General features: G+C 65.2%; 12 protein-coding genes. 8 read left to right on the top strand and 4 right to left on the bottom strand.

Going from position 1 to position 12,425, the window contains the following annotated elements; translation table 11 throughout:
* The first annotated feature begins 218 nt into the window (after positions 1–218).
* From LV28_RS35575 to LV28_RS35555, 5 genes are all read left to right on the top strand, one after another.
* Complete coding sequence (locus LV28_RS35575; protein ID WP_023595906.1) at positions 219–1,181, top strand: LysR family transcriptional regulator; 963 nt, start codon at positions 219–221, stop codon at positions 1,179–1,181.
* A 111-nt stretch (positions 1,182–1,292) separates the two neighbouring features.
* Entirely contained in the window at positions 1,293–2,297 is a 1,005-nt protein-coding gene (locus tag LV28_RS35570) for an ABC transporter substrate-binding protein (RefSeq protein ID WP_023874399.1), read from the top strand.
* Between the two features lie 69 nt (positions 2,298–2,366).
* Entirely contained in the window at positions 2,367–3,134 is a 768-nt protein-coding gene (locus LV28_RS35565) for an ABC transporter permease (RefSeq protein ID WP_023595904.1), read from the top strand.
* A gap of 71 nt (positions 3,135–3,205) precedes the next feature.
* Positions 3,206–3,973 carry an ABC transporter ATP-binding protein gene (locus LV28_RS35560; RefSeq protein ID WP_023874400.1) on the top strand — a complete coding sequence of 256 codons (768 nt, stop codon included), beginning with the start codon at positions 3,206–3,208 and terminating at the stop codon, positions 3,971–3,973.
* Positions 3,974–4,018: 45 nt separating this feature from the next.
* Entirely contained in the window at positions 4,019–5,356 is a 1,338-nt protein-coding gene (locus LV28_RS35555) for an NAD(P)/FAD-dependent oxidoreductase (RefSeq protein ID WP_038617619.1), read from the top strand.
* Between the two features lie 76 nt (positions 5,357–5,432).
* Here the strand turns inward: LV28_RS35555 and LV28_RS35550 are convergent, their stop codons facing one another.
* From LV28_RS35550 to LV28_RS35535, 4 genes are read right to left on the bottom strand one after another with little or no spacing between them, the layout of a single operon-like run.
* Positions 5,433–6,788: an ATP-binding protein gene (locus LV28_RS35550; protein WP_048806652.1), complete on the bottom strand. Its 1,356-nt coding sequence runs from the start codon at positions 6,786–6,788 to the stop codon at positions 5,433–5,435.
* Positions 6,785–7,525 (bottom strand): response regulator, encoded by a 741-nt coding sequence (locus LV28_RS35545; RefSeq protein ID WP_038617622.1) that lies wholly within the window; start codon positions 7,523–7,525, stop codon positions 6,785–6,787. Before LV28_RS35545 ends, LV28_RS35550 begins: the two co-directional genes overlap by 4 nt.
* A gap of 8 nt (positions 7,526–7,533) precedes the next feature.
* Positions 7,534–7,725 carry a hypothetical protein gene (locus LV28_RS35540; RefSeq protein ID WP_023595899.1) on the bottom strand — a complete coding sequence of 64 codons (192 nt, stop codon included), beginning with the start codon at positions 7,723–7,725 and terminating at the stop codon, positions 7,534–7,536.
* Positions 7,722–8,093, bottom strand: coding sequence for a GFA family protein (locus tag LV28_RS35535; RefSeq protein ID WP_025249126.1), 372 nt, complete (start codon positions 8,091–8,093; stop codon positions 7,722–7,724). The genes LV28_RS35540 and LV28_RS35535 overlap by 4 nt, the downstream gene beginning before the upstream one ends.
* Before the next feature lie 247 nt (positions 8,094–8,340).
* On the opposite strand from LV28_RS35535, the gene LV28_RS35530 reads away from it, so the two are divergent.
* The 3 genes from LV28_RS35530 (at position 8,341) to LV28_RS35520 (ending at position 12,419) form a co-directional block, all read left to right on the top strand.
* On the top strand, positions 8,341–8,868 hold the full coding sequence (locus tag LV28_RS35530) for a thioredoxin family protein (RefSeq protein WP_038621105.1): 528 nt from the start codon (positions 8,341–8,343) through the stop codon (positions 8,866–8,868).
* 374 nt (positions 8,869–9,242) lie between these two features.
* Positions 9,243–10,835, top strand: coding sequence for a hypothetical protein (locus tag LV28_RS35525; protein ID WP_023595895.1), 1,593 nt, complete (start codon positions 9,243–9,245; stop codon positions 10,833–10,835).
* Between the two features lie 93 nt (positions 10,836–10,928).
* Positions 10,929–12,419 carry an MFS transporter gene (locus tag LV28_RS35520; RefSeq protein ID WP_038617625.1) on the top strand — a complete coding sequence of 497 codons (1,491 nt, stop codon included), beginning with the start codon at positions 10,929–10,931 and terminating at the stop codon, positions 12,417–12,419.
* Positions 12,420–12,425 lie beyond the last annotated feature (6 nt).

The raw sequence follows: 12,425 nt of genomic DNA, 5'->3' as shown, positions 1-12,425 counted from the left end.
CATTCCCACCCCCTCAGTCTGACGCCGCCCCGTCCAGGCAATTTGTTCCCTTCGCATTCTCGCGCCCTAATACAAAGTATTAGTTTTTCTTAATTTGTTTTCTGTTTTACCCCCCATATACCTACAATTCTCAGAAATTCTTATACCGATCATCGCGGTGAAACAGGCTCGGCCTTCCCGGTCCTTCGACACCTCACCGCAGCCCTGGAGACACGCCGATGAAAAAGCGCGCAGACCTCGACGTCAGATCGTTGCGGATCTTCGAGGCCGTCGCTTCGGCAGGCTCCCTGTCCGGCGCCGCCACGACGCTGGGCATCACGCAGTCCGCGATCTCCCAGGCCATCGCCCAGATTGAGCAGACCGTCGGCACGCGCGTGCTCGACCGCTCCCGACGCCCACTGAAGCTGACCCCTGCCGGACTCGCGCTCTCTCGCCACGCGCGTCAGATCGTCGACGACATGGATCGGCTGATCGCTCAGGTGCAAGACGCCGACGTGGCCAGCCGTGCCGCCGTGCGCGTGGGCATGATCGACTCGTTCGCCGCCACGGTCGGACCGTCCATCGTTCGCCAGATGTCCGGCAGCACCAGCGAATTGCTCCTCTGGTCCGGACTGGCCAACGGCCACGCGCAAGCCCTGCTGGCACGCCAACTCGACCTGATCGTGACGAGCGACCCGATGCACGACATGGAGCGACTGGTGCGCCGCCCGATTTTCACGGAACCGTTCATCGTGGTACTCCCGAAGGCGCGGGCCGCAGATCTGGCCCAGGCCGATCTGAGCGAGTTGATCCGCTCGTTGCCGCTGATCCGCTTTTCGGGCCGGTCTCACTTCGGGGCGGTGATCGAACGCCACCTGCGCCGCACCGGTCATTCGCCCCGCATGCATCTCGAGATCGATACGTCGGACATTGTGATGTCGATGGTCGCCGCCGATCTGGGTTTCACGATCGCCACGCCGCTCTGCCTGCTGCAGGGGCGCGCCTCGCTGCCCCAACTCGCCGCGTTGCCCCTGCCCGGCCCCGCCCTCTCGCGCACGATCTATCAGGTCTCGCGCGAAGGTGAGGTTTCGGAGATGGCGTCGCAATGTTTCCTCGCCGGCCGTCTCGCGCTCGCGCAAGAGGCGTTTCCGGAACTGCGCCGGCTGATGCCCTGGCTGGGGGAACGACTGGCGCTTTGCTGATCGCCGGCAATGCCTTGCCGTCAACGCCCCGGGCGCGGGGCCGGGCAACGTTCGCCCGAAGCGCGCCATCCGTTCAACGCGAATAACACAGACCCATTAAAGGAGACACGCATGAACCTCTCTCGACGCAAGTTCCTTCACACCGGCGCGGCCATATCGGCCGCCGCGGCAACCGGTACCCTGGCGCTGCCGGGCTCGGCCCTGGCCGCGGACGCCACGACAGTGCAGTACGGCGGATCGGCATGGCTGGGCCACTATCCGGCGTATCTGGCGATGAAGTCGGGCGCCTTCGCGGCGGCCGGCATCGATCAGCAATGGCAGGCGTTCGGCACGTCGTCGGCACGCATGAGCGCGGTGCTCTCTGGCGGCATCGACATTGCCTGCACCGGCATCGTGTCGGCACTCGCGCTGATGGCCCGCGGCTCGAAGCACTTTTCGATCGTGGCCGTACCGGAGAGCTTCGGTCGCGTGGAAGGTCTGTTCGTGCGCGACGGCGTGAATTCGCTGCAGGACCTCAAGGGCAAGAAGCTGGGCGTGACCTTTGCGTCGAGCGCGCACCTGCTGGTGCTGGATCTGCTGGGCAATGCCGGCCTGTCCAACGATGTGACGGTGCTCAACGTGCCCGCACCGGAGTTGCCCGGCGCGATTCAGTCGGGGCAGATCGACGCCGCCGCGGCCTGGACACCTCAATTCAACCGCATTCGCGCCATGTCCGGCATGAAGCTGCTGGCCGATGACACGCAGTTCTCGCTCTACAAGAAGTACAACGTGACGCCGGGCCCGGACGTATTGATCGTGCGCAATGCCTGGGCCGAGAAGAACGCCGACGTGGTGCGCAAGTATCTGAAGGTGTATTTCGACGCCTGCCAGACGCTGCACGGCAAGCCGGACGAGGCCGCCCGCACGCTGATCGGTCTCACGGGGATGTCGGCGCTCGATCAGATCGAGACGATCAAGGGCGCGGAATGGTATTCGCTCGCGCAGCAGTCGCAACTGCTCAAGTCGCCGGGCAGCTATGTTGACGGCCTGCAACGCCTCGCGGAAATGCTCGTGACGTACAAGCAGATCGACAAGGCCCCGGCCGTGCGCCAGTGGATCAACACGTCGTACCTGTAAGCCCCCTGTGCGCCGGTTCGTCCGATCACGCGTTGACGACGCGCCGGCGCTCGCCTGAGGAGTCTGATTGTGAATCATCGCCAACCGTCCCGCGCCACGCTGCTGGGTGTGGGATTCGCGTCCGTGGTCGTGTTCCTGATGGTATGGGAGATGGCCTGCCGCACCGGGGTCATCGACCCGCTGTTCCTGCCGCCGCCGTCTGCCGTTGCGGAGCGCATCGTGTCCATGATGGCAGACGGCTCGCTGCTCTCGAATGTGCTCGCCTCGACCCGCCGCGTGATGACGGGTTTCATCGCCGCCACGATCGTGGCCATTCCGCTGGGTATCGTGCTGGGCACGTCGAGCTACGCCCGCGCGGCATTCGATCCGATCCTGTCGTTCCTGCGTCCGCTGCCGTCGATGAGCTGGATTCCGCTCTCACTGCTGTGGTTCGGCATTTCCGAGACGCAGAAGTACAGCATCGTGTTCATGGGGACATTCGCCCCCGCATTGGTGTATGTGATCGAAGCCACGCGCAACGTGGACCCGCTGCTCATTCGCGCCGCGAAGAATCTGGGTGCCAGCAACTGGCAGGTGATGCGCGAAGTGATTCTTCCCGCGAGTCTGCCGCAGATCCTGTCGGGTCTGAAGATCATTCTCGGCCTGTCCTGGACGTGCGTGATTTCCGCCGAACTCGTCGCTGCACGCGAAGGTCTCGGCTTCCTCATCATGAACGGCAAGGAGTTCTTCCAGACAGAAGTCGTGGTGCTCGGCATGGTGATGATCAGTGTCACCGTGCTGGTGACGGATATCGTATTTCGCGCCATCGAGCGCAAGGTGTTGAGGTGGCAAGCATGAACGATCGCATGGATTCTCACGCTGGCGGCCAGAACGCCGCTTCCACGGATCTCGCCACGAACGCCGCGGCGATGATCGCCATCGACGGCGTGTCCAAGCGTTACGGCGACTTTCAGGCGCTCGAGCGGGTGGACATGAATATCGCCCGCGGCGAATTCGTGGTGTTGCTCGGCGCCTCGGGCTGTGGCAAGTCGACGCTGCTCAATCTCATCACAGGCTTCGACGAACCCACCACGGGCAAGATTCTCGTGAACGGTCGCGAGGTCAAGGGCATCGACCCGCACTGCGGCATGGTCTTCCAGCAGTACGCGCTTTTCCCGTGGCTGAGTGTGCTCGACAACGTGGCGTTCGGCCTGAAGATGAAAGGTGTGGACAAGGCCACGCGCTATGCAACCGCGCGCCGCTACATCGATATGGTCGGCCTGAAGGGTTTCGAGGACCGCTATCCGAAGGCGCTTTCGGGCGGCATGCGCCAGCGGGTGTCGATCGCGCGCGTGCTCGCCAACGACCCGGACGTGATACTGCTCGACGAACCGTTTGCCGCACTCGACGCGATGACGCGCCAGGTGTTGCAGGAGGAACTGCTGCAGATCTATCAAAAGAGCGGCAAGACGATCGTCTTCATTACGCACTCGATCGACGAGGCCCTGATGCTCTCGACGCGTATGGTCATCATGAGCGCACGGCCTGGCCGCGTGGCCTGCGACCTGCCGAACGACCTGCCAATGCCGCGCGACGCGCAAGTCCAGCTCTCGGCACGCTACAACGAACTCAAATCGCAAATCTGGAACACCGTGCAAACCGAGGTCATGCGCAGTCTGGAAAGCCAGGCCGCGTAATTTTCCCGAGGCACGTTTCGGCAAAGCCCCCGCCCTTCTATCGTCATGCCCAATCAAGTTACGCCCTCTCTCCCGCCCCGCCCCGGGCGGGGCACATTCCCCGCCTATCAGGCGGGCGCCGGCTGGAATGCCCTCTTGCCCGCGCGCGTGCCGCACACGCACCCGCCATCGGTGCGAAGCTACGATGTCATCGTGATCGGCGCCGGCTTCACCGGACTGGCCGCGGCGCGGCGCATTGCCGAATTACGCCCCGAAGCCACGGTGCTTGTGATCGACGCCACCACCGTAGGCAACGGCTCGGCGGGACGCAACTCGGGCTTCCTGATCAACTTGCCGCACAACACCGGCATGGGGGGGCACGGCAGTCCGGTCGAAGTGGCGCGCAAGCAGATTCGCCTCTATGACATCGGGTTGAAGTGGCTTCACGATCTGGTCACCACGCATGGCATCGATTGCGGATGGAACCCGGTCGGAAAGTATCACGCGGCGGCCACCCCCGACGGGGAGAAGCGGCTTCGCGACACGCTGGCGCAATACCGTGAATGGGGGGTGTCGTATCGCGAGCTCTCGCGAGACGCCCTGCAAAGCGAGATCGGCACGCGCTACTACGGCTACGGATATCACTCCGACAATAATGTTTTCGTACAGCCGGCCGCCCTGGTGCGCGGGCTGGCGGACAGCCTGCCCGCCAATGTTCGCCTGTGGGAAAACGAACCGGTTGTCTCGCTCGACGGCACCGGACCGTACACGGTGACCACGGCTACGGCGCGTCTCCGGGCGGGACAGGTGATCGTGGCAAACAACGGCTTCGCGCGAAAACTCGGCCTGGCCCGCGACCGCGTCTTCACGATCTACACGTACGCGGCAATGACGCCGGTACTGCCGGCCGACGAACTGGCCAGGCTCGGCCCGGCCAGCGAATGGGGCGTCATCCCCGCGAACCGGCTTGGCACGACGCTGCGCAAGACGCTCGGTGGGCGCTTTGTCGTACGCAGCGCCTATTCATACGAGAAGGAACGGCCGCTGGCTGAGGTGAGCGCCATGCTGCGCGACGCCTATCAGCGCCGCTATCCACACCTCGCGTCACATCGGTTCGAATATGTGTGGGGCGGCGTAACGGCGCTGACCCGTAACGGCGCGCTGTACTTCGGCGAGATCCGCAAGGACCTGTTCGCCTCGCTGGGTTGCAACGGCGCGGGCGTGCTCAAGGGCAGCATGTTCGGCAAACTGCTCGGCGAGATGGCTTGCGGCCTGAAGTCGCCCGAACTCACGGATGCGCTGGGCTTCGAGCGACCGACGTGGCTGCCGCCCGAGCCGATTCGCCGCATGGCGATCGTGTCGGCCATTCAATACCAGAAGCACCGCGCGGGACTCGAGCGGTAAAGCGGCCTGAAGCACCGCGATGCGCTGCAAATCGTCGCAACTGGCGGTGAATTGCCATGAATCGCGGTCGACGACGTCACATCAGGCGAAGGCGGGCTTCGAGCCCGCCACCGTCGCGGTTGCGCAGTGTCAGTCGCGCGTCCATCGCCTGTGCGAGCTGCTTCGCGATCGCAAGCCCCAATCCGGTCCCACCGGTGTGACGATTGCGCGAGGTCTCCAGCCGCACGAACGGCGCGAACACCGCTTCGAGTTTGTCCTCCGGAATGCCTGGGCCGTGATCGGTCACCACGATGTCGATGCCCTCGTCGCATCGCACGACCGACAGATTGGCATCGCCCCCGTACTTCAGCGCGTTGTCGATCAGATTGCCCACGATGCGGCGCAACGCCTGCGGGCGCGTGACCACCGGATGCCCGACTGTTCCCGTCAAGGCAACGGGTTGACCGGCGTCCGCGTAGTCGCACACCAGTGTGTCGAGCAACGCATCGAGATCCACCTTGCGTGGCGCTTCGACGGCGCCGTGGAGCGTGCGCGCATACGTCACCCCTTCCTTGACCAGCGACTCCATCTCGCGCAGGTCCTGTTGCAGGCGCTCGGCAGAGGATTCGTCTTCCATGGTGTCGACGCGCAAGCGCATGCGCGTGATCGGCGTCTGCAAATCGTGCGAGATGGCCGCGAGTATCTGCATGCGCTCGGTCATGTAGCCGCCGATGCGATCCTGCATCGCATTGAACGCCCTCGCGGCGCGCGCCACTTCGGACGGTCCCTCTTCATTCAGGCGCTCGGCACGCAAGTCGGGACCGAGCGTATCGGCGGCATTCGCCAGCGCATTCAACGGACGTGTCGCCACGCGCACGGCCAGCCAGCAGCATCCGGCGATGAGCAGCAATTGCATGACGAGCACCACGGGCAGCCAGCCGGAGAGCGGCAGTGTCGGCGTCGGGAACACGTCGATGGTCAGCGGCGAGCCGTCACTCAGGCGCAGATGCACCTGGAGCCGGTCGGCGTCACCGGGCACGCTGCTCACCGTCAGCGGATAGGTCACGCCGATGGCGTCCCGAATCACCGCCGCGACCTGCGCGGCGAGTCCCGCATCGGGCGTGCCGCCGCTCGCGCCCGGCCCCAGTTCGAAGCGGTAGCTGCGACGTGCCAGACGCGGCAGCCACTGTGCACGTTCACTCGCCGGCAGATGATCGAGCAGCGCCACCGAACTGGCGACCTCGCTCTCGATGTAGACGCTCATCATGTTCGACGTGACGCGGTTGCGCTCGGTCATGGTGAGCCAGAACGACAGCGCCTGGGCAAGCGTGAGCCCGACCACGAGGATGAGCGCGAGGCGCGCAAACAGCGAGCGTGGCCAATGGCGCCAGCGCCATTGGCGCCATGCTCCCCGCGGCGACGGACTGGGAGGCACGGTCGGCACGGGTGTCATGCTGGCGGCGCCACGACCGTTACGACCGCGCAAAACACATATCCTTCGTTGCGCAGCGTCTTGATGTAACGCGGTTCGCGCGCGCCATCGCGCAGGCGCTGCCGCAAACGGCTCACGAGCAGGTCGATGGAGCGGTCGAAGGCATCGGCCTGCCGCCCTTGCGTGAGATTGAGCAGTTGGTCCCGCGTCAGTACCCGTTGCGGGTGATCGAGCAACACGCGCAGCAGTCGATACTCCGCGCCGCTGAGCGCCACTTCCGTGCCGTCAACGTCGAGCAGGTGCCGCGCGGTGGTGTCGAGCCGCCAGTCACCGAAGGCGAGCACCTCGGCGGTCTCGGTGACCTGCATGCCGGGTGGCAGCATGCGAGTGCGGCGCAGCACCGACTTGATCCGGGCGAGCAACTCGCGCACCGCGAACGGTTTGGCGAGATAGTCGTCGGCGCCCATTTCCAGACCAACGATCCGGTCGGTCTCCTCGCTGCGAGCGGTGAGCATGAGCACCGGCACGGTTCGAAACTTGCCCGCGCGCAGCTCCCGGCACAAGACGAGGCCGTCGTCGCCGGGCAGCATGAGGTCGAGCACGATGAGATCGGGGGCGCCATCGGCGAGCACCGAGCGCATCTCCCGACCGTTCGCCGCCACGCTGACCCGCATGCCGTTCTTCTCGAGATAGTCGGCGAGCAGTTCGCGAATTCCGCGATCGTCGTCGACGATCAGCACATGATCGATTTTGTCCATGCGGGCGATTATAGCGACGGGGAAGTCGGCACACGGGCCCTGCCGGCGACCAACGGGTCCGGCATGGCGCGCCTGCGTGCGCGCTCGGGCTCCAGGGTCACGCCGCGGAGGGTGGACGCCAGCTCGCATTGCAGCGGATGCAAGGCTTCCACGCTGAAGCCGCCCGCCAGAAAGGCGACGATGCCAAGCAGGCGTCTCATGCGTCCTCCACCACGGAAAGCCGTTGGCCATCGGCCACCGATGCCGTCATGGCATACGGATCGATACCCTCCAGACAGCCGATGTTCGCACGCCACATGCCTGGTGCCGTACGGGTCTCGTGGAACGTGTAAATGCCGCAATGCCGGCAAAAATAGTGGCGTGCGACGCGCGTGTTGAATTGATAGCACGCCAGGTCGCCTTCGCCCGACAGGAGATGCAGTTGCGACGCGGGAAAAGCCGGCGTCATCAACGCCCCCTTGCGACGGCAGAGGCTGCAATTGCAGCGTGCGGCCGGTTCGACGGGCGCTCTGACTTCGAAACGGACGGCTCCACAGTGGCAGGAACCTTGCAGCAGGTCGGACGACATCTCGTGACTCCCGGGTTGGCCCGCGCCGACGGCGCGATCGCTGAATGCTTTATAGAGCAAATGTCGAACGCGTTTGTATCACTGTGTATCCGGACGCCGCGCGGATACACGACGTTGCCGAAATGAGGGGTTCCGAACACATGGCGGATACGCCCGGGCGATGCAATACGACTACCGGCACCCCAGGACGGATGCCGCTTTCGCGGCGATCCTCGCCGACCTTGCACGCCCACAGGAGAACACCGTCATGTTAACCATCCTCAGAAGTGCTTTCATCGCGCTTGCGATCGCCGGGCTTGCCGCCTGCGGCCCATCCCAGGCTCGCCCGACGACCGGCGGCGCCGCCCCGGAGCTGACCGGCATCGACAACTGGCTGAAAAGCCCGCCGCTCACGCTTCGGCAACTTCGCGGCAAGGTTGTGCTGGTCGATTTCTGGACCTACTCGTGCATCAACTGCATCCACACGCTCCCGTACGTGCAACAGTGGCACCGGAAGTACACGGACCAGGGATTGGTCGTGGTGGGCGTGCACACCCCCGAATACGCCTTCGAGCGCGACACCGGCAATGTCCGTGACGCCGTCCGCCGATTCGGGCTCACCTATCCCATCGCGCAGGACAACCGGTACGCCACATGGAAGGCCTACGGCAACCTGTACTGGCCCGCGTTCTATCTCGTCGACCGGTCCGGAAAGATCGTCTACACGCACTTCGGCGAAGGCGACTACGAGAAGACCGAGGCCGCGATCAAGGCGCAGTTGGCAACGGCACGGTAATGCGCGCGGCTCACCATCGGGCCCACAGGCGTCGGCTCACGCCGCGCCCCGCGCTCCGCGCCGGCTCGCGGCACAGCACGTCGAAGTTCTGCGCCGGATCCGCCGGCGTTATCGCCGCGTGCTGGTCGAACATCGCTATCGTCGCTCACTGCATGACATGTCCAATCAAGTAACTTTTGATGTTTCAAAATGCCATGCCAGGCCGTCGTTATTCGAGTCGCCCACCGAAAATGAGAGGCGGCCCTAAATATTGGCGTCCGGGAGTCGTTATTCCTCATGAACCCGCTGGCTTCCTTACCGGTCCTTACAGACCTTCGGCAACGCCTGCCGATGCTTGCGGATAACCTGGTGTCTTTGACGACAGCCCTCCCCCGATGACGGCCATCAACGCCCTCTCCCGTTCTGTAACGCTGGCAAGCGCGGAAATCGCCTCGCGCGCCGCCAGCGCGAGCGCCGCCGACGCGCCACCTGTCGCGACGGGCCCATCCGCATCCACGTGGGTCACGCTCACGACTGCGCCGCCCCTTGCCAACTGGCCAACCTATACCCAGCCAGTCGCCAACGGTGCGACGTTGTATTGGCAGACACCGCCTTCGGATCCTCTGTCGTTGCTGATGTCTGGCAACGCCAGCACCCATGCGCTGGGCAACCGTCTCGACAGTCTCGGCCGAAAGCTGCTGGATGTCATCGCGGGCGGCGCCACGGCATATTCACAAAGCGTGCTTCGCTCGAGCACCGTCGTCGCACCGTCCGCCGACGCGCTCGCGGTGCAGCGCACGCAACTCCAGACCGATGCGGACAATCGCTTCGCGCTGACGATCAAGACCGCCTCAGGCGCACAGGTGAGCGTGCGTCTGGGCAGCAGCGACGATGGGCTGTCGGCCGAGGTCGCCGTCACCAAGGGCACGTTGACGGATGCCGAGCGCGATCAGCTCGGCAAGCTCGCAGACGCCTTCCAACGCGCCGTCGATGGCCTGGCCAAGCAGCCGCCCGTCGTGGATTTCGGCGCGCTCACCGGCTTCGACACCGCCCTACTCTCGTCCGTCGACCTGTCGGCGACGCTCGGCGCCAACGGGACATCTGCGCAAACCATCGCATTCCACGCCGACGCGACGCAACGTAACGTCCACGTCGACGGCGCGAGCGGCCGATTCGAGGTCAACGTCGACCTGCAGTCCATGCAGGCCGTCGGCAGCCCGAAAGCACAGGCCGCGGCGCTCGACGCCTGGCTCGCCCGGTTCGATATCGCCCGGACACGCGGTAACGGGGACGCCTCGCTGATGCAAATGTTCAAGGGCGCCTTCACCGGGCTCAACGGCCACTACCCGCCGGCGCCGGCCTTGCCGCGCATCGCCCTGAGCAGCGCCGACAAGTCCGTGCTGAGCGGTCTGGCCGACTTCAGCGCGTCGATCTCGCAAACGACCTCGGCATCCAACCCGCTGCGCCCATCGGAAGTCGACGGGTTCGATTACCGGATCTCGCAGCATACGGATATCGGCGGCAAGGACACGCTCAACCGCACGGTCGCGCAACAAGCCGAGGCGACGCTCACGGCGAGCTATCACCGATCACTCTGGGCCGGCGTGCCGTTGAATCTGACGACCGATCCGAAATCGCAGAATTATGAATACGTGAAAGTGCGCGACTCGGCAAACACCGACATCCAGGTCGGCTATCGGGACGGCCTGCCGGTCCGCGCCGCGGTGCACCGCAGCGCGGACCAGTCCACCGAGGTGCAGCGCTTCGAGATGGCCCGGCTGGTCAGCGACGTCATCACGCCGCAAGCGATGTCGCAGCGCAGCGACTTGACCACCCTGCTCGCTTCGGTGCTGCGCAACGACGTTGCTCACCCGGCACCGCCCGCCGGCAGCGATGACGCCGAAGTCGACGACGCCGCCCGCGCCGAGATTCGCCGCCGGACCGCGCTCGAAATCGATCCGGCGCGGCTCGGCTCCGCGTCGTCGTGAGAGGTGATCCGCGACGCGCGCTTGCGGTCGCGGAGTAAGATGGTGGGCAAACATTGATGAACCACGGGGATTTCCGGAGTTCTCGACCGCCCGATGTCAGAGACGACAGACGCGACCGACGCCCACCGAACCCTTCGTCCCGCAGCGGCGAACGTCGTCGACACCGACCTGCCCGCTCGCCTCGACCGCCTGCCATGGGGACGATTCCATACGCTGATCGTCATCGCCCTGGGCATCACCTGGCTGCTCGACGGCCTTGAAGTCACGCTGGCCGGCGCAGTGGCCGGTGCCCTCAGAACCAGTCCCGCGCTTGCCCTTACCAACGCGCAAGTCGGCCTCGCGGGCAGCGCCTACATCGCCGGTGCGGTGCTCGGTGCGCTCGGCTTCGGTTGGCTCACCGACCGGCTCGGACGCCGCAAGCTCTTCTTCATCACTTTGCTGCTGTATGTCGTCGCCACCGCCGCCACCGGTTTTTCGTGGAGCTTCGCAAGCTTTGTCGTATTCCGTTTCCTGACAGGCGCAGGCATCGGCGGCGAGTACACCGCCATCAACTCGACGATCCAGGAGTTCACGCCGGCGCGCGTACGCGGCTGGACGGACCTGATCATCAACGGCACATTCTGGGCGGGTGCGGCCCTGGGCGCCGCGGGTTCGATCGTGCTGCTCGCGCCCGGCACGTTGCCACCGGACTGGGGATGGCGCGCGTGTTTTTTCATCGGCGCCGCATTGGGACTCGGCATTCTGTTAATGCGTATGTGGGTGCCCGAAAGCCCACGCTGGCTCATCCTTCGCGGACGCGCGTCCGACGCCGAATCGATCGTCGGCGGTATCGAAAGGTCGCTTCGCGAGCGTGGGCACGCGCTCGCACACCCCGACGGCCCACGACTGCGACTTCGCGTGCGGCAGGCCACGCCGCTTCGCGAGGTCTGGCACACGTTGATTCACACCTATCGGCAACGCTCGCTGGTTGGCCTGACCCTCATGACCGCGCAGGCCTTTTGTTACAACGCCATCTTCTTCACCTATGCGCTGGTGCTCACCGACTTCTATGGGGTGAGCGCGGCGCGCGTCGGCTGGTACCTCCTGCCGTTCGCGGCCGGCAACGTCCTTGGCCCGATCGTGCTCGGCCACTTCTTCGACGCGGTGGGGCGGCGCGTGATGATCAGCCTTACGTACGCCATCGCCGGCGTGCTGCTGGCGCTGTGCGGCTGGGGCTTCGCGCAAGGTCTGCTGAGCACGCTCACGCAAACGCTGGCGTGGTCGGTCATCTTCTTCTTTGCCTCGGCGGCCGCGAGCTCCGCGTACCTCACCGTCAGCGAGACCTTTCCGCTCGAGATCCGGGCGCTCGCCATCGCGGTGTTCTATGCCGTCGGCACGCTGCTTGGCGGCGTCGCCGGGCCCGCCCTCTTCGGCTGGCTCATCGACACGCAGCGCCGCGCCGACGTGTTCATCGGCTATCTGATCGGCGCGACGCTCATGCTTTGCGCGGCGATCGTCGCCGCGCGATGGGGCGTTGCAGCGCAACGGCGACCGCTTGAAGCCGTCGCCGCGCCACTCTCGGCTTCGCCGCCCGACGACCATTGATGGACT

This window comes from Pandoraea pnomenusa (assembly GCF_000767615.3).
Taxonomy (GTDB): Bacteria; Pseudomonadota; Gammaproteobacteria; order Burkholderiales; family Burkholderiaceae; genus Pandoraea; species Pandoraea pnomenusa.
Note: the sequence above shows the minus strand (reverse complement) of the source record. Positions and strands in the feature narration are given on the sequence as shown.